Origin of the sequence: Mesoterricola silvestris, assembly GCF_030295405.1 — a bacterium.
In the GTDB taxonomy this organism is placed as follows: Bacteria; Acidobacteriota; Holophagae; order Holophagales; family Holophagaceae; genus Mesoterricola; species Mesoterricola silvestris.
The window spans coordinates 1,149,865-1,166,671 of the sequence record NZ_AP027080.1 but is presented as its reverse complement, the minus strand read 5'-3'; the positions used below and the strand labels follow the sequence as shown (position 1 = coordinate 1,166,671).

The following is a 16,807-nucleotide window of genomic DNA, read 5'->3' as shown; positions in this document are numbered from 1 at the left end:
TGCTGCTGGCGCTTGCCGTGATCCATTGACTGCAGATGAAGGAGACGTGGGGTGCGCGTGCCACGCACGGTTCCATCCGCCGGAGGACAGGATGCCCGCGCCTGACGCCTCCGCCACCTGTTGGCCAATGGATAACGGCAAGCGCCAGCAGCAGCTCGCTGCTGCGCAAGCGCACCTGTGGGTCGGCGCAACAGTCCGGGACCCCAATGGGTAGAGCCCGCCAGATGGGAGGGCCAAATGGAAATTGCGCTTTTTCCCCAAACCATCCGAGGCCCCGGTCCGGAACCGCCCCCCAATCCCGACGTACCGGGAATCGCGACCGAGCTACGGCTAACCACCGATTCCAGCCCGCAGCGCAGCGAGGACTGGAACCGGCGGTACCGGTGGGTCGGCGCGCCGGATCGGGACCCCGTGGGCCGACCCCACCCCCAGGAACCCCAAAGCCCAACCCGCGGCCCCCGGCAGGGCAGGCCCGGACCGGCCGACCCGCCCCGCACCGCGAAAAGGCCGGCCTGGATTCCAGGCCGGCCCCCCCCCTTCAGGTGGTTACGGTTACTTGATGGTGTTGGTTCCCACCGTTGCGGTGCCGTCGGCGTTGTTGATGGCCGTGCCGGTGTTGCCGCTCAGGGTGTTGCCGCTGACCTGGGTGCCGGTGCAGTAGGCCACGTAGATGCCGTCGCCCTGGTTGGAGGTCACGGTGTTGCCGGTGATCTTGAAGTTCATGGAGTAGTAGTCGATCCAGATGCCGTCGCCCTTGTTCTTGCTGATGGCGTTGTTGCTGAAGACGATGTTGCTGGATTCGTCCCAGGCGATGCCGCCCAGCATGTAGTTGCTGCCGCCGTTGCCCGTGATGGTGCAGCCGGTGATGACGCAGTTGGTGCAGAAGGCGGTGCCGTTGCCCGTGGGGCCGTTCTTCGTGGAGCCGCCGCCGGCGATGCCGCCGCCCAGGTTGCCGAAGATGTTGCAGCCGATGACCTGCACGTTGGTGACGGTGGAGCCGGAATTGGGCTCGAAATCCAGGCCGCAGGCGGGGTCGTTGCCGTTGGTGTTGCTGAAGGTGCTGTACTGGATCACGATGCCGTTGCAGTAGACCAGCGAGCAGCCCTGGCGGCGGTTGTTGTCGGAGACGCAATCGGACAGCAGGACGTTGGAGACGTTGTTGTAGATGTAGAAGCCGTCGTTGCAGTTGTTCTTGGAGGTGGTGCCCAGGATGGTCATGCCGCTGGCGTTGCCGATGGCGACCCCGTTGCCGATCTCCACGTCGGAGCCGGTGCCGTTGATGTAGGTGCCGAGGTTGCGGGCCACCCGGTCGCCGATGATGGTGCCGCCCACCAGGGCGATGTCGGATTCCTTCATGCCCACCACGGAGTAGCCGCCGGAGGTGGTCATGGTCTTGCACTGCAGCACCGCGCCGGGATCCAGGAGAAGGGTGTTGCCGGGGTTGAGGTAGAGGCCGAACTGGCTGGAGGTGGCGATGGGGTTGATGAGGTAGGTGCCGGCGGGGACGTAGCAGATGCCGTTGCCCGTGGCGGCCAGGGCCTTCATGATGGCCGCGGTGTCATCGGTGGTGCCGTTGCCGGTGGCCCCGTACTGGGTGCGGGCGTTGAGGGTGGTGTTGCTGACCACCGTCAGGATGCGGACACTGGCCTTCACGGAGGGGTTGGCGACGGAGGTGGCGGTGATGGTGCGCACCGTCTTGGCGGAAACCGACGGGCAGGTGTAGACGCCCGAGGAGGAGATGGTGCCCACGGTGGAATTGCCGCCCGCGATGCCGTCCACGCTCCAGGTGACCGAGTCCGACGTGGAGCCCGCGATGGACGCCGCGAAGGCCTTCTGGCCGCCGCTGCCCACGGCGGTGGGCACGGAGGGCGTGAGGGTGATGCCGGTGGTGGTGCCGGAAACGGCCACCACCGAGATCACCGCCGAGGCGGACTTGGTGGGATCGGCGGCGCTGGTGACGGTCACGGTGTGGTTGCCGCTGGCGGAGGGGGCCGCGTAGGTGACGGAGGTTCCGGAACCGCTGAGGGTGCCCACGGTGCTGTTGCCGCCGAGGATGCCGTCCACGGACCAGGTGACGGCGGTGTTGGTGGTGCCCGTCACCGCAGCCTGGAAGTTGAAGGAACCTGAGGCGCTCACGGAGGAGGTGCCCGCCGGGCTCAGGGACACGGCCACGGGGGCGGCGACGGTCACCGCCACGGAGGCGCTGTAGGCGGGGTTCGCGGCGCTGGTGGCCTTGAGGGTGTGGCTCCCGGCGGCGGCGGGGGCGGTGTAGGTGACGGTGGAGCCGGTCCCCGACAGGGTGCCCACGGTGGAATTGCCGCCGGTCACGCCGTCCACGGTCCAGGTGACGGCCGTGTTGGTGGAACCCGATACGGAGGCGGTGACGGAACCCGAGGCCGACACCAGGAGGCACAGGGACGAGGGGCTGGTGGTCACCTGGACGGCGGGGGCCGAGACGGTGACGGCCACCGTGGCGCTGGAGGCGGTGTTCGCGGCGCTGGTGGCCTTGAGGGTGTGGCTCCCGGCGGTGGCGGGGGCGGTGTAGGTGACGGTGGAACCCGTCCCGGACAGGGTGCCCACGGTGGAATTGCCGCCGGTCACGCCGTCCACCGTCCAGGTCACGGCGGTGTTGGTGCTTCCCGAGACCGTGGCGGACACGGAGGCCGCCGCGCCCGTGGTCATGGAAAGGGAGGAGGGGCTGGCGGCCACGGTGATGGGCGTCGCGGTGGGCGTACCCGCCAGGACGGTCACCCCCTTGGAACCCGCCGTGTAGTGGGAGGAGTCCTGGGTGGCGATGGCCAGGATCGTGTGCTGGCCGGCGCCGGTGGGCGACTTGTACACCGCGGCGCAGGGGTTGCTGGTGGGCACCAGGGTCCCCACCGTGGAGTTGCCGTTCTGGATGCCGTCCACGTACCACTTGACCGTGTAGGTGGAGAGCCCGGAAACGGTGGCCCCGTACGTGACGGATGTGCCCCCGGTGATGGTGAGGGAATCCGAAGGGGACACCTTCAGCCAGGTGGACGTGGTGGCGGCGGCCAGCGGAAGGCTGGAGGATCCGCCGGCCACCAGGGCCAGGGCCAGGGCGGCGCTGAACATTACGGACGAGCGGAAGGCGGTGCGGCCGTTGAACAGGCCTCCGGCCAGGAGCTTCTCGGACATGCGATCTCCAACCCACAACCCGCCGGCGGGAGCCGGCGGGTTGTGGAGCTAAGGGTGGGGATTTTGGCAATCCTACCCCCTGCGGGTTGGAGTGCCGTTGGACGCTATGGGGTTGGTGGGTGACCCAGTCGCTCTGTTGGGAACCGATCAGAGGACCAGATGCAGGGAGTATCGGATTGCGCCGGAAGGCGCGCCAGCGAAAATCGTAATGCCGGTATTTTCTGATATATTATTCATATTCAATAAATGAGCATTTTGGGCACATATGCCCTTAAGCCACGTTTAAACCTGCATGCGCAAGAAGGATTTGATAAACGTTATAACGATTTCGCTAAAAGTTCTCTGATAAGCGGATCGATTTTTAACCAGCGATTTGACCCCCGTTTGGGGAAAATTCGAGGTCACCCGAGCCCTGCGACCACGCCCTCCAGAAGGGCCTCCGTATTCCTCGCCAGGGCCTGGACGCTGAAATGGTCACGGATCCGCGCCCGTGCGTCTGAAGACCTGTCCGCTTTTGCCGGGGGTTCCTCCCCCAGCAGGGCCAGGACCGCGGCCGCGATGGCCCCGTCATCCCCCACCTCGCACACGTACCCCGTTCCGCCCACCAGGAGGGCGGCGTCCCCCACCCGGGTGGTGACACAGGGCACCCCACAGGCCATGGCCTCCCCGAGGACATTGGGGAAGCCCTCGTCCGTGGAGGTGAGCAGGAGGGCGGAAAGGGCGTTGTACACGTTCCCCATGTCCGAGCAGGTACCGGGCCAATGGACCCGCTCCCCCAGCCCCAGGGACCCGGCCTGGGCCTGGAGGGCCTCCAGGTAGGGCCCGGGGCCGCCCCCGGCGCACACGAAGTGCGCGTCGGGGCACTGGCGGATCACCCGGGCTGCGGCACGCAGGAAGGTGGGGTGGTCCTTCACGGGATCCAGGCGGCCCACGATGCCCAGGAGGGGCACCCCTTCGGGGATCCCCTGGGACCGCCTCCAGGCCCCTCCGGCCCGGGGGTCGGGATGGAACCGTTCCATGGAGAAGCCGTTGGGAACGACGGCCATGCGGGGGCCCTTCATGCCCATGGCCCGGTGATTCCGCAGGCCGGCTTCGGAGTTGAAGATGACCAGATCGGCGAAGCCCGACAGGGCGATGGTCAGGCGGAGGAGGGCCCGGGAAAGGAGGTCCATCTTGGTGTGGTCCACGCTGCTCCGGCGGATGCCCCACACCGCGGGCTTCCGGAGGAGGGCCCCCGTCAGCAGGACCGGCAGGTTGCCTTCCATGTACCCATGGAGCACGTCGGGCTCAAAGGCCTGCACCAGGCGGAAGAGGCGGGGCAGGCTCCGGGCGTAGCCCAGGGCCCCGTGGCGCTTGTGCAGACAAGCGAGGGTTACCCCGGGCACGGCGGCCACCTGCCGGTAGAACCCCTCCTTTCCGGGTCCGGCGGCATCGTAGGTGACCACCACCAGGGTTTCGAACCGGGAGGGGTCCAGGTTGGACACCAGTTCCGTGAGCTGCCGCTCGGCTCCCCCGGGATTGAGGGAGTTGATGAGGAAGAGCAGGCGGCGCTTGCGGGGGCTCATGCCCCCTGCCTGGAAGGCATCACGGACCGCCTCAGGGCCCCCAGGGCCGGAATGACCCGGTGGTACCACATCAGGTTGTGGAAGGCGCTGATGCGATCCACCAGGGTGAGCGGACGGCCGGCATGGTCCGCCATCACCGTGGGCACATCGGTCAGGCGGGACGCGTACCGGGCCAGTTCGCTGCGGAAGTGCTTCAGGGTCTTGTCGGACCACTTGTTGTGATGCAGGCACACCGTCCAGACCCCCGCGGGCCGGGGGCTGAAGCGCCAGAGCTGCTGGGGCACCCAGAACATGCCTTCGGGGTCCCGGTGGGGCCAGGGCCAGAGCCCGTCGCTGATGACCTTGATCCCCACCTCCCGGAGGGCCTTCAGGGTGTTCAGGTCGAAGGAATGGGAGGGGGCCACGAAGCCGTCGGCCCGCACGCCGTTGGCCTGGAAGATGGCCAGGGCGCTGCGCAGCATATCCAGCTGGGTGTCGTAGGGCAGGCCCGCGAATTCGCTGTGGGGCGTGAGCCTCATCAGCCCCTTTTCCTTGTTGATGTACTGATGCCGGTACCCGTGCACCGCGATGGTGAACCCCATGGCCTGCCATCGCCGGACCCGCTCCCAGAAATCCGCCGCCGGGGGATCCGGCATGAGGCCGGGGTCGCGGTTATCGGGGACCACCGCAAGGATGGGGCGCACCTTGTGAAGGACCAGTTCCCGTTCAATCGCCTCCCAGATCGCCCAGTTCATCGTGGGGCAGATATCGTCGAAGCGCAGAAGGTAGCAGTTCTTGGCCATGGATGGATACTCCTTCACCTGAGAGCTTCGAAGGCGGAATGCGTCATGAGGCCTTCTTACCGCGAGCGGTCAGGACGGCTAATTCTATTGCGGATTCCCACTGGGTCAGGACACTGGATTCGCTGAACCGCGTGAGGACGTCCGGCGCGGCCGCGCCCAAGCGGGCGCGCAGGTCCGCGTCGCCCATGAGCCGGGCGAGGGCTGCGGACAGGGCCGGCACGTCCAGGGGGGGCACCAGCAGGCCGTCCACCCCGTCCCGGATCAGTTCCGCGGGTCCGCTGTGGCAGTCGAAGCTCACCACGGGAAGCCCGCAGGCCATGGCCTCCGCCAGCGAATTGGGGAAGCCCTCCGCGCGCGAGGTGAGCACGAACACGTCCGCCTCCCGCAGGCGCGCCCCCACTTCGGTGGTGGCGCCGGGGAAGAGGATCCGTCCCTCCAGGCCCAGCCCGCGGGCCTTGTCCACCATTTCCTGGCGCGTGGGCCCGTCGCCGTGGATCACCAGGTCCCAGTCCGGGAAGGCCCCCTGGATGGCGGCGAAGCCGTCGATGAGCATGTCGTGGCCCTTCACGGGGTCCATGCGGCCGAGGGTCACCAGGCGGCGGCGCCCGGGATCCCGGACGGTGGCCGGGCCCGGGGGCGGCAGGAGGACGGGGTTGGGGATGACCCGGGTGCGGGCCTGCACCTTCAGGGAGAAGAAGGCCTTGGCGTGGAGCGTCTGCACCACGAGGCAGTCGGCCATGGGGTAGGTCCTGCGGCGCAGCCATTCCCAGGGCCGTCCAATGGATCGTTCGCTCGGATCCGTGCGCTCGGAGACCAGGATGGGGATCCGCGGCAGGGCCCGGCCCGCCAGCAGGGACAGGATGTTGTTCTTGTCCAGGAAGGACACGAGCACGTCCGGCCGGCTATCGGCGATGGCCCGCCGCAGGCGCGCGAGCCGCCGCAGGTTGAACAGGAGCCCCTGCAGGGGGTTCCTGGAATTGCCCATGAGGCCCAGGGCCCGGTGGGCGACCCGGGGATGCAGGGGGAAGGAAGGGGGCCGAAGGCCGTCATCCGTGGTGAGGATGGTCACGGAGCGCCCCATCTCGGTCCAGGCCCTGGAGAGGTTCACCGCGACCCGCGCCGCCCCGCCCACGAAGAGCTGGTTGACGACGAGGGTCAGATTCCTCGGTGAGCCCTCGTTCACATGAACTCCCAGACCTTGAACATGGAATTGCCTTTTTTTGCCCCCAACCGGGAGGATCCGCCCATGAACCGACCCCAGGTCCTGCCCTGAGATATAAAGATGTTCATGATTTGAGCTTAACGGACGACCACACCCGGGGGCAAGGAAACCCTTCCGCAAGGTCTGAAATGACCCACCCCGTCCCCCCCGAGGGGGTTCCCGTGGCCGGAGCGCCCGTTTATGAAAAAACAGATATCAATCCAGAGAAAGCATGGGGAATGCCCATCCCCGGGACCCGGTCCCGGGAGGGCCCAAAGGGCCTCCCCCAGGGTCCAGCCTTATGAAAATACAGATAATGCTCTTATACCTTCCCACATCGATTTAATATCTTCATGGTGCCGGATAGGGACAACATAACTGTTAACAACAATAGTCCCAAAGGCCCGCATTCGCTCCCCAAGGAACGAATCGAATTAATCTTTATAGTACTTACGGTTTGTATTAGATTGATTAATAGGACGTTATGATCTCTGAATCGAGAATAAGACCCCGCGGTCCCCGCCCTCTCCGGGGGGCCGCCCACTTCCACCGAAAGGTCCTCGAATGCGAGAAAAATTCCTTCAATTCAGCCCCCCCTCCATCGGCGACGGAGAGCGCTCGGAGGTCCTCGATACCCTCATGTCGGACTGGATCACCACGGGGCCCAAGACCCGGCTCTTCGAAGGCAACCTGAAGGCCTACCTGGGCGCGCCGGATCTGGCGGCCTTCAATTCCTGCACGGCGGGGCTCCACGTGGGCCTGGCCGTCCTGGGGGTGGGGCCCGGGGACGAGGTGATCGTCCCCAGCCTGACCTTCTGCGCCACGGCCAATGTGGTGGAGCACGTGGGCGCCCGGCCCGTCCTGGTGGACGTGGATCCCGCCACCCTGACCCTGGATCCCCAGGCCACCGCCCGGGCCCTCACCAGCCGCACCAAGGCCATCATGCCCGTGCATTACGCCGGGCACCCCGCCCAGCTGGATCCGCTCTTCGACCTGGCCGGCAAGCACGGCCTCCACATCCTGGAGGACGCCGCCCACGCGCTCCCCGCCCGCTACAAGGGCCGGCTCGTGGGCTCCCGGGGCAACCTGGCCTCCTTCAGTTTCTACGCCACCAAGAACCTCACCACCGCCGAGGGCGGGGCCCTCACCGGCGACCCGGAGCTCCTGGCCAAGGCCCGCATCATCGGCCACCACGGCATGGACAAGGAGGCCTGGAAGCGCTTCGACCGGTCGGGGTCCTGGTACTACGAGGTGCTGCTCCCCGGCTTCAAGTACAACATGACCGATCTCCAGGCCGCCATCGGCCTCCACCAGCTGGTGCGCCTCGAGGCCTTCCAGGCCCGGCGGCGCCAGGTGGTGGACCGCTACAACGCCCGCTTCGCCCTCCTGCCCGAGCTGCAGATCCCCGTGGAGGACCCGGACGTGGAATCCAGCCTCCACCTCTATGTCCTGCGCCTGCGCCCGGAGCGGCTCACCCTCGGCCGCAACGAGTTCATCGAGGCGCTCAAGGCGCGGCAGATCGGCACCTCCGTGCACTACCTCCCCGTGCACATGCAGCCCTTCTACCGTGACAAGTACGGCTACCGCCCCGAGGATTGCCCCGTGTCCGCGGACGCCTTCTCCCGCATGCTGAGCCTGCCCCTCCACCCGGGCCTGACGGACGCGGACGTGGACGACGTGTGCACGGCGATGGAGGAACTCGTCGCCGCCCACCGGGCCTAGGGATGTTCCGGCTCTTCGACCTCTTCTGGTCGATCCTGGGCCTCGCCCTGCTCTCCCCCCTGCTGATCCTGGTGGGCCTCGCCATCCGGATCAGCGACGGGGGGCCGGTGTTCTACCGCCAGGAGCGCATCGGCCAGGGGGGCCGGCCCTTCCGGATCCTCAAGTTCAGGACCATGCGGGTGGGCGCCGACCGCCAGGGCGACCTGCTCACGGTGGCCGTGGACGACCGCATCACCCCTTTGGGCAAGTGGCTGCGGGACTTCAAGATCGATGAGCTGCCCCAGCTGGTGAACGTGCTCCTGGGGCAGATGAGCCTGGTGGGCCCCCGGCCCGAGGTGCCCAAGTTCGTGGCCCTCTACACGCCGGCCCAGCGGCGGGTGCTGGATATCCGCCCCGGCATCACCGACGCGGCGTCCATCGTGTACCGCCACGAGAACCAGATCTTCCGCGGCGGCGAGGAACCGGGCCGCTTCTACGCGGAGAACATCCTTCCCAACAAGATCCGCATCAACCTCGAGTACGCCGCCAAGGCCACCCTGTGGGGCAACGTCCGGATCATCCTCGCCACCCTGGGGCTGGTCCGCCCACCCATCGAATCCCGCAAACCCGGGGACCGCAGGGCCTTCGACCGGGGGCCCCGGCCCGCCGTGCCCGTGGCCGTGGAAGGCGGGCCGTCCGCGCGCCTCGTGAACCTCGGGCCGGGCGGGCTGCTCCTGGAGGCCGAGGGCACGCAGCCGGTGGGATCCAAGATCCAGGTGACCCTCCCCGCCCCCGGACCCGGTGGCGGACCCGTGACCCTGGAGGGTACCATCGTGCGCAGCGACGACCAGGGCACGGCGGTGCGGTTCCCCGAACCCCTGCCCTCCCTGCCCTACCCTGAGGAGAAGGCTTGATGGAATGGACCCGGGACGAATCCCCATGGCTGGCCTTCGGCGCAAGCGCCATGGCGTTCCTCATGGGCCTGGTGCTCGCGGGCGCCCTGCCCTTCCTCTCCTTCTTCTTCCGGGGCTTCACCTGGATGGTGTGGGGCCTGGTTCTCGCGCTCCTGGTGGCCAGCGCCACGAAGCTGAGGTACGGGCGGCTGCTCTCCCCCGTGGTGCCCTACATGGCCTGGTTCACCTTCTACTTCATCTGGGGCCTCATCGTCGCGCCCAGCCGGGACTACCCCTTCGCCATCAAGGCCTGGACCATCACGCTCCTGCTGGCCGGCGCCGTGGCCTACCTCACCTCAAGCGCCAAGGCCCTGCGCAGCTTCGCCAACGCGGCCCAGTTCGCGGTGGTGGTCAACCTGGTGCTGCTCTTCCTCATCCCCCTGAGCTCGAAGGTGGCGTCCATCCTCTACGCGGTCACCCAGCGCTCCGGCGTCCTGAACATGGAGGGGGGGGCCGGGCGCTACGGAGGGCTCTGGGGGAACCCCAACGTGGGCGGGTACATCGCCCTGCTCGTCCTGATCCTTTCGGTGTTCGCCACCCCCCTGCTGGGCTGGATGGGCCGCCTGTGCAGCGTGCCCATCATCTACCTCACCGCCAGCCGGCGGGCGGGGCTCTTCCTCGCCCTCCTGGTGGTGCTCTACCTCTTCATCGCCAAGCGCAAGGATCTGCGGTGGTGGCTCGGCGGCATCGTGGCCGCGGTGTCCCTGGTGATCGCCTTCTCCCTGAGCCAGGCCATGCGCCACGAGGTGCGCAGCGCCTCCAACCGCGGGGCCCTGTCGCGCATGCTGGACATCGAGGAGAAGAACACCGCCGCCAAGGGGGGCGTGACCCGGCTGGACCTCTTCGAGGAATGGTCCTCCCAGCTGGACCAGGAACCCTGGTACGGCTACGGCATGCAGGCCATGTCCGGCACCCGGGTGGACGACGACACCATGAAGGTGGTGGGCCTGGGGCGGATCATGCTGGGCACCCACAACACCTACCTGGGCGTCTGGATCGACATCGGGCCGGTGGGCTTCTTCGCCTTCCTCGCGGTCATCGCCTTCTATGCCAAGCGGACCCTCACCTACCCGGGCTCCGCCCCGGTGCGGTGGGCGCTGGTCTCGCTGTGCCTGGTGAACCTCACGTACCTGTTCTTCAGCCACAGCCTCCTCTTCAGCTTCGAGGGCCAGGTGGCCTTCGCGCTCATGTTCCTCCTGCCCGTCAGCCCGGCCTTGGAGGAATGGGAGGCCTCCTGAGCAGGGCGGGTCGGCAAACCGTAGGTCGTGAACGGATACCGTGGTGACACGGCCCCAGGTTTGACCTGACGTTCTTTATCCTGCCTTTTCCCCTGGATCCTATCCATCCCCGTTTGAACCATGCTGGAGCGTGTCGCCACCTCTGGGTCAAGGGGGCCGCCCATGCCCATCCAGGCCCCGATCGCGAAGCAGATCACCGGCCTCAGCTGCCGTGTTGAAAACCCCTGCGCCATGGATTCGCAGAGGTGGACGTCGAGGACCTTGTGCTCCGACCCAACCCCGCGTCAGCCCTGCGAAAACAGGGGTGAACGCCGATTGATGGGATGAACAGGGATCCGCTCAACCTGGAAAAGCCCCTTCATCACGGTTTCAAGGCACCTTGGGTTTGCCGAGCTACCCTACTGCAGGTATTCCGGCAAGTTCAACACCGGCTTCTTCCGCAGGCGCCGCAGTTCGTCCGCGCGCCCCTTCATGAAGAACCACCGCTTCAGGGTCCGGAAGGTCACGTAGGCCCACCCGCGCAGCGTCAGGGCCTCCTCGCAATCGAAGCCGTGGGAGAGGCGGCCCCGGAAGGCCTCCTTGAACTTGTTGATCTTCAGCCGCTTGGCGTCCTCGGAACCGGTGTACCAGCCGTTCAGGTCATAGTGGGCGTAACCCTGCTCCTTGTAGTACACGAATTCCTGGTAGTACAGGACCCGGTTCGCCCGGCCCGTGGTGTTGGCGCTGGCCTGGTCCGCGGACTGGTGGTAGTTGGAGATCTGGTACACCGGCTGGGCGATTCCCGCCCGCTTGTGGCCCAGGACGCCGTGCCACACCAGGATCGTGCCCGAGGCGTCCCGGCATTCCGAGATCTGCAGATTGCCCGCGGAAAACAGTTCCCGCAGCCGCTCCCGCTCCAGCCGGGGCGCGTCGGAGTGGATGGGGTGGGCGTCGTAGGCGTCGGCGAAGGCCTCCATCTGCGCCTCGGTGGGCGAAGGGATGAAGGTGCAGGTGAATTCCCCGTCCTTGATGGACTTGCGGATCTCCTGGCGGGCGGTCTTGTTCATGCGGGCCAGGATCTCCTCGGCGGAGGCGGCCAGGTCCACCATCAGGGTGTAGCGGTAGTGCCAGCCCCAGGGGGTCAGGCGCTCCGGGCGCTGGTGGGCGATCCACACATCGACGCCGTCCAGGCTCGGGGGATCGTCGTTGAACCAGGTTTCCACCACCCGGATCCGCCCGCCCCGGCGCGCCGTGCGCACCTGGCCCACGGGCGCGGGCTCCCGGGTGAGGGGGACGGGCCGGATCCAGGGAAGGAATTTCATGCGCCAGCCTCCAGGGCCTTCTTCTTCAAGAGATGGTTCAGCGCCCAGCCCAGGCACACCAGGGTCACGATGCTGCAGAGCGACGTGGAAAGGGTGATGCCGGCGATCCCGTACCGCTGGATGAGGAGCCAGTCCAGGAAGGCGTTCAGGGCGAAGCTGCTGAAGGACATGATCAGCAGGAAGTGCACGGACTTGAGGGCCGTAAGCGTCCGGGTGACCAGCACGTGGCAGGTGGCGAAGGGGATGCGCAGCAGGTGGAAGATCTGGATCTGCACCACCAGGTCCGTGTCGGCGGCGGTGAAGGAGCCGTGCTGGTACATGATCCGCACGAGGAATTTCGAAAGCACGATGAGCATGAGGGTGGCGGGCACGGTCACGGCCAGGATCATCCCGCCGTACACCCGCAGGAACCGGCGGATGCCCGTCCAGTCCCGCAGGGCCACCATCTTGGACAGGGCGGGCAGGATGGCCGTGGACAGGGCCGTCACCCCCAGGGACAGGGCGAAGGCCTGCAGCTTGCTGCCGTAGCTGAGCGCCGAATTGCTCCGGGGGCCCAGGGTGGAGGCGAAGGCCTGGTCCACCAGGGTCATGCCGTTGACGATGAAGGAGGCGGCGATGGCGGTGGCGTACTGGCCCCGCACCTTGCGGAAGGCGGCGGTGACCCCGTGCCAGCGCGGCATGAGGGGGTGGCCGCGCTTCTTCAGCAGGTAGCCCTTCACCCCCGTCTCGCCCACGATGCCCACCAGGGAGCCCGCCAGGAGGGCCCAGATGCCCATGCTTTGGAAGCAGAGGGCCAGCAGGAGGATCACGCCGAGGGATTGCAGGGCGGGCGCCAGCGCGGCCCCGGCGAAGCGTTCCCCGGCGTTGAGCAGGGCGCCCCACACCGTGGAGAAGCCCGTGAGCACCACGATGGGCAGGGAGGCGAACACCAGCTTGCGGGCCAGGGCCATCTTGGCCGGATCAAAGCGGGAGGCCAGGAGGGGGAGCCACAGGTCCACCGTCAGGGCCAGCAGGCCCACGGTGCCCACCAGGACGATGGTGTTCCACAGGAGGATGGTGGCGTAGAGCCGGTGGGCCGCTTCGTGGTCTTCCGTCTCGCGCACCTCGATGTAGGTGGGGATCAGGGCCGCGTCCAGGGAGCCGGAGAGGATGGCCGCCAGGGAGGCGGGAACGATCATGGCGATGATGAAGGCGTCGTAGTCGTTGCCGGTGCCATACCGGGCGGCCACGAAGGATTCCTTGAGCAGGGCGAAGACCTTGATGCCCAGGGTGAGGATCCCCACCACCAGGGCCGCCCCGAAGACCCGGCGGTTCACGCTGCCGGTGGTGAGCCGCTCCCAGGAGGCCCGGGCCCTGCCCACCAGTCCGGACGCCGCTGCGGTTTCAGTGGGCTCCATGGGCCTTGCCTTTCCCGCAATTCATGAAATCGATGATATCGGCCGTCACCAGCCGCACATCGTACTTCCGCTCGGCGAGCCGGCGCCCCTCCTGGGCGAAGCGCGCGATGAGTTCCGGGTCCCGGGCCAGGTGTTCCATGGCGTCCGCCAGGGCCGTGGCGTCCCCCACGGGCACCCGGTGGCCGTTGACCCCTTCGGCCACCACCTCCTTGCACCCGGGGGCGTCCGTGGTCACCACGGCGCGGCCCACGGCCAGGGCCTCCAGCACGGACCGGGGCGTGCCCTCGCCGTACGAGGGGAGCACCATCACATGGGCCGCGGCCAAGGCGGGCCGCACATCGGCCAGCTCCCCCAGGTAGGCCACGCTCCCCTCCCCCACCCAGGCTTCCAGCTGGCCGGCGGTGATGCCGTTGGGATTGGTATCCAGGGGCCCCAGCATGCGGGCGTGGAAGGGCACCCCCCGCCGGGCCAGGATCCGGCAGGCCTCCACCAGTTCGAAGACGCCCTTGTTCTTCAGGAGCCGGCCCACGAAGAGGAAGGTGGCGGTCCCTTCCGGCAGGGGCTGCCGGGCGAAGTGGTCCAGGTCCACGCCCGAGCCGTTGATGATGCGCCGGGGCACGGAGGCCGGGAGCATGCCCAGCTCCCCGAAGAAATCGCAATCATCCTGGTTCTGGAAGAGGACCCCCTGGGTGCGGGGCAGCGCCATGCGGTAGAGGCGCGTGACCACGGCCCGCACCAGCTTCTCCTGGGTGCTGGAGGTGGCCCCCTGCAGGGTCGTGCCCCGCCCGGTGATCATGGCGTAGCGCCGGGGCACCCCCGCCAGCCGGGCCGCGAGGGTCCCGAAGGCGACGGATTTCAGTTCGTAGCACAGGAGCAGATCCAGGCGCAGGCCCCGCAGGGTGCGCCAGAGCCGCAGGAAGCTCAGGGCCTCGCCGAAGGGGTTGAGGCCGGTGCGGTCCAGGCGGATGGGCACGTACGTGGCCCCCAGGGCCGCCAGCGCGTCCCGGGTGGCCTCATCGCCCCCCGGCGCGATGCCGAAGGCCTCGTGCCCCGCCTTGGCCAGTTCCGAAAGCAGATGACCGCGGAAGTTGACCAGATCCCTGGCCTGGGTTCCCAGGACGCCGATGCGCATCAGGAACGGGCATGGGCGGCGGCGAACCAGGGCACCAGCTCGTCCAGGCCCTGGGCCACCGAATGGGTGGGGTCGTATCCCAGCTGGGTCTTGATGCGGGTGAGGTCCGCCTGGGAATGGCGGATGTCCCCGGGCCGGAAGGGCGCGTACACCGGGTCCCCCGGCTTGAGCCCGGGCAGGATGGCGGCCAGCCGCTCCGCGATCATCCAGTACAGCTGGGTCAGGGAGGTGGTGCCGCCGAAGGAGACGTTGAAGACGTCCTCCAGGCCTTCCGCCGGGGCGGTGGCGGCCAGGATATTGGCCTGGACGGCATTGGCCACGAAGCAGAAGTCCCGGCTGGTCTCCCCGTCCCCGTGGATCTGGCAGGGCTGGCCCTTCACCAGCGCGTCGATCCACTTGGGCATGACGGCGGCGTAGGGCCCGTCGGGATCCTGCCGGGGGCCGAAGACGTTGAAGTAGCGCAGGCCCACGGCCTTGAAGCCGTAGGAGCGGCCGAAGACGGCGGCGTAGGCCTCGTTGATGGCCTTGGTGACGGCGTAGGGGGAGAGTGGGTTGCCCACCCGCTCCTCCACCTTGGGCAGCTGGGGATCGTCGCCGTACACCGAACTGGAGGAGGCGTAGACCATGCGCGAGACCCCCGCGTCCCGGGCGGCCACGAGCATGTTCAGGAAGCCGTTCACGTTGGATTCGTGGCTGGTGATGGGTTCCTTGATGGAGCGGGGCACGGAGCCCAGGGCCGCCTGGTGCAGGACGAGCTCCACGCCTTCGCAGGCGCGCCGGCACATGGCCAGGTCCCGGGTGTCCCCCTCGTGGAAGGTGAACTTCTTCCAGGCGCCGGGCTTGGCCGTCTGCCGCACGTTCTCCAGGTTCTCGGGCCTGCCGGTGGAGAAGTTGTCCAGCCCCACCACCACCTGATCCAGCGCCAGGAGCCGTTCGAGAATATTGGATCCGATGAAGCCCGCCACGCCCGTCACCAGCCAGGTGCGGGGGTGGTCCATGAGCTGCCGGGAGATCTCCGCGTACTTCGGCATCAAAGGCTCCAGTAGGCGACCTGTTCGGGGAACCGGCCGGGGTCGAAGCAGGATTTCACATCGATGAACACCGAGGCGGGCTTCATGCGCTTGAGGAGGGACTCCACCCCCGCCTCCAGGAAGGCGGAGTGGTTGACCGCCAGCACCAGGGCGTCCAGGTCCTGGAAGTCCTCCAGGGGCTGGAGGTCCAGGCCGTACTCGTGGAGGGTCTCGGCGTGGTCGGCCATGGGATCGTGCACCAGGGGCGCGATGCCGAACTCCTTCAGCTCGGTGATGATGTCCGGCACCTTGCTGTTGCGGATGTCGTGCACGTTCTCCTTGAAGGTCAGGCCCAGGATGCCCACCTTGGCGTTCTTGACCTTGAGCTGCTGCTGGATGAGCAGCTTCACCAGCTTCTGGGCCACGTACGAGCCCATGCTGTCGTTGATGCGCCGGCCGGCCAGGATCACTTCGGGGTGGTAGCCCAGCTCCTGCGCCTTGGTGGTGAGGTAGTAGGGATCCACGCCGATGCAGTGGCCGCCCACCAGGCCGGGGCTGAAGGGCAGGAAATTCCACTTGGTGCGGGCGGCCGTGAGCACCTCGCTGGTGCGGATGCCCACCTTCTCGCAGATGATGGCCAGTTCGTTCATGAGCGCGATATTGATATCCCGCTGGGTGTTCTCGATGACCTTGGCGGTCTCGGCCACCTTGATGGAGGAGGCCCGGTGCACGCCGGCGGTGATGACGGCGCCGTACACGCCCGCGATGGTCTCGGCGCTTTCCGCGTCCTGGCCCGAGACGACCTTCACGATCTTCTCCACGGTGTGGACCTTGTCGCCGGGGTTGATGCGCTCGGGGGAATAGCCCAGCTTGAAGTCCACGCCGCATTTGAGGCCGGAGACCTTCTCGAGGATGGGGCCGCAGATCTCCTCGGTGACGCCGGGGAAAACGGTGGATTCGTAGACGACGATGGAGCCCTTGCCCAGCACCTTGCCCACGGATTCGGAGGCCTTGATGACGGGGGTGAGGTCGGGGCGGTTCCAGTCGTCCACGGGCGTGGGCACGGCGACGATGAAGAAGTCCGCGCCGCGGAGATCCTCCAGGACGCTGGTCATGGTGAGGGTGGTGCCCTTGAGTTCCTGGGGCTCCACTTCGCGGGTGCGGTCGATGCCGTCCCGCAGCTCCTGCACCTTGGCCTGGTGGATATCGAACCCCAGCGTGCCGGGGAATTTCTTGGCCAGCGACAGGGCCAGGGGCAGACCGACATATCCAAGACCCACTACGGCGATACGCATGGAACTCCCTTTCAATCCGGTTTCCGGCGGTGTTAGGAAGGAATCATCTCATGCACGGCTGGTTACGGGTAGG

Annotated in this window: 12 protein-coding genes; 3 read left to right on the top strand and 9 right to left on the bottom strand. The window is 67.4% G+C overall.

Features of this window, described 5'->3' with window-relative positions; translation table 11 throughout:
- Positions 1–552: 552 nt before the first annotated feature.
- From R2J76_RS04885 to R2J76_RS04870, 4 genes are all read right to left on the bottom strand, one after another.
- Entirely contained in the window at positions 553–3,159 is a 2,607-nt protein-coding gene (locus tag R2J76_RS04885; protein WP_316414685.1) for a beta strand repeat-containing protein, read from the bottom strand.
- 401 nt (positions 3,160–3,560) lie between these two features.
- The gene (locus R2J76_RS04880; RefSeq protein ID WP_316414684.1) at positions 3,561–4,724 is read right to left on the bottom strand and encodes a glycosyltransferase; all 1,164 of its coding nucleotides are present in this window, start codon (positions 4,722–4,724) and stop codon (positions 3,561–3,563) included.
- Positions 4,721–5,506, bottom strand: coding sequence for a DUF2334 domain-containing protein (locus R2J76_RS04875; protein WP_316414683.1), 786 nt, complete (start codon positions 5,504–5,506; stop codon positions 4,721–4,723). The genes R2J76_RS04880 and R2J76_RS04875 overlap by 4 nt, the downstream gene beginning before the upstream one ends.
- A 43-nt stretch (positions 5,507–5,549) precedes the next feature.
- The gene (locus R2J76_RS04870; RefSeq protein WP_316414682.1) at positions 5,550–6,689 is read right to left on the bottom strand and encodes a glycosyltransferase family 4 protein; all 1,140 of its coding nucleotides are present in this window, start codon (positions 6,687–6,689) and stop codon (positions 5,550–5,552) included.
- A 582-nt stretch (positions 6,690–7,271) separates the two neighbouring features.
- Between R2J76_RS04870 and R2J76_RS04865 the strand changes: the two genes are divergently transcribed.
- From R2J76_RS04865 to R2J76_RS04855, 3 genes are read left to right on the top strand one after another with little or no spacing between them, the layout of a single operon-like run.
- Positions 7,272–8,429 (top strand): DegT/DnrJ/EryC1/StrS family aminotransferase, encoded by a 1,158-nt coding sequence (locus R2J76_RS04865; protein ID WP_316414681.1) that lies wholly within the window; start codon positions 7,272–7,274, stop codon positions 8,427–8,429.
- A gap of 2 nt (positions 8,430–8,431) precedes the next feature.
- Positions 8,432–9,322: a sugar transferase gene (locus R2J76_RS04860; protein ID WP_316414680.1), complete on the top strand. Its 891-nt coding sequence runs from the start codon at positions 8,432–8,434 to the stop codon at positions 9,320–9,322.
- Complete coding sequence (locus tag R2J76_RS04855; protein ID WP_316414678.1) at positions 9,322–10,599, top strand: O-antigen ligase family protein; 1,278 nt, start codon at positions 9,322–9,324, stop codon at positions 10,597–10,599. The genes R2J76_RS04860 and R2J76_RS04855 overlap by 1 nt, the downstream gene beginning before the upstream one ends.
- A gap of 398 nt (positions 10,600–10,997) precedes the next feature.
- Here the strand turns inward: R2J76_RS04855 and R2J76_RS04850 are convergent, their stop codons facing one another.
- The 5 genes from R2J76_RS04850 to R2J76_RS04830 are packed head-to-tail and all read right to left on the bottom strand — an operon-like array spanning position 10,998 to position 16,734.
- The gene (locus R2J76_RS04850; RefSeq protein WP_316414677.1) at positions 10,998–11,900 is read right to left on the bottom strand and encodes a hypothetical protein; all 903 of its coding nucleotides are present in this window, start codon (positions 11,898–11,900) and stop codon (positions 10,998–11,000) included.
- Complete coding sequence (gene murJ / locus R2J76_RS04845) at positions 11,897–13,297, bottom strand: murein biosynthesis integral membrane protein MurJ (protein WP_316414676.1); 1,401 nt, start codon at positions 13,295–13,297, stop codon at positions 11,897–11,899. Before murJ ends, R2J76_RS04850 begins: the two co-directional genes overlap by 4 nt.
- Positions 13,284–14,429, bottom strand: a complete 1,146-nt coding sequence (locus R2J76_RS04840) for a glycosyltransferase family 4 protein (protein ID WP_316414675.1) — start codon at positions 14,427–14,429, stop codon at positions 13,284–13,286. The genes murJ and R2J76_RS04840 overlap by 14 nt, the downstream gene beginning before the upstream one ends.
- Complete coding sequence (locus R2J76_RS04835; RefSeq protein ID WP_394366785.1) at positions 14,429–15,463, bottom strand: SDR family oxidoreductase; 1,035 nt, start codon at positions 15,461–15,463, stop codon at positions 14,429–14,431. Before R2J76_RS04835 ends, R2J76_RS04840 begins: the two co-directional genes overlap by 1 nt.
- Positions 15,460–16,734: a nucleotide sugar dehydrogenase gene (locus tag R2J76_RS04830; protein ID WP_316414673.1), complete on the bottom strand. Its 1,275-nt coding sequence runs from the start codon at positions 16,732–16,734 to the stop codon at positions 15,460–15,462. Before R2J76_RS04830 ends, R2J76_RS04835 begins: the two co-directional genes overlap by 4 nt.
- Between the last annotated feature and the right edge of the window lie 73 nt (positions 16,735–16,807).

What these genes read in the sequence shown, in the direction of transcription:
- R2J76_RS04885 (WP_316414685.1), bottom strand. Translation starts at nt 3,159, where the DNA reads ATGTCCGAGAAGCTCCTGGCCGGAGGCCTGTTCAACGGCCGCACCGCC.
- R2J76_RS04880 (WP_316414684.1), bottom strand. Translation starts at nt 4,724, where the DNA reads ATGAGCCCCCGCAAGCGCCGCCTGCTCTTCCTCATCAACTCCCTCAAT.
- R2J76_RS04875 (WP_316414683.1), bottom strand. Translation starts at nt 5,506, where the DNA reads ATGGCCAAGAACTGCTACCTTCTGCGCTTCGACGATATCTGCCCCACG.
- R2J76_RS04865 (WP_316414681.1), top strand. Translation starts at nt 7,272, where the DNA reads ATGCGAGAAAAATTCCTTCAATTCAGCCCCCCCTCCATCGGCGACGGA.
- R2J76_RS04860 (WP_316414680.1), top strand. Translation starts at nt 8,432, where the DNA reads ATGTTCCGGCTCTTCGACCTCTTCTGGTCGATCCTGGGCCTCGCCCTG.
- R2J76_RS04855 (WP_316414678.1), top strand. Translation starts at nt 9,322, where the DNA reads ATGGAATGGACCCGGGACGAATCCCCATGGCTGGCCTTCGGCGCAAGC.
- R2J76_RS04850 (WP_316414677.1), bottom strand. Translation starts at nt 11,900, where the DNA reads ATGAAATTCCTTCCCTGGATCCGGCCCGTCCCCCTCACCCGGGAGCCC.
- murJ (WP_316414676.1), bottom strand. Translation starts at nt 13,297, where the DNA reads ATGGAGCCCACTGAAACCGCAGCGGCGTCCGGACTGGTGGGCAGGGCC.
- R2J76_RS04840 (WP_316414675.1), bottom strand. Translation starts at nt 14,429, where the DNA reads ATGCGCATCGGCGTCCTGGGAACCCAGGCCAGGGATCTGGTCAACTTC.
- R2J76_RS04830 (WP_316414673.1), bottom strand. Translation starts at nt 16,734, where the DNA reads ATGCGTATCGCCGTAGTGGGTCTTGGATATGTCGGTCTGCCCCTGGCC.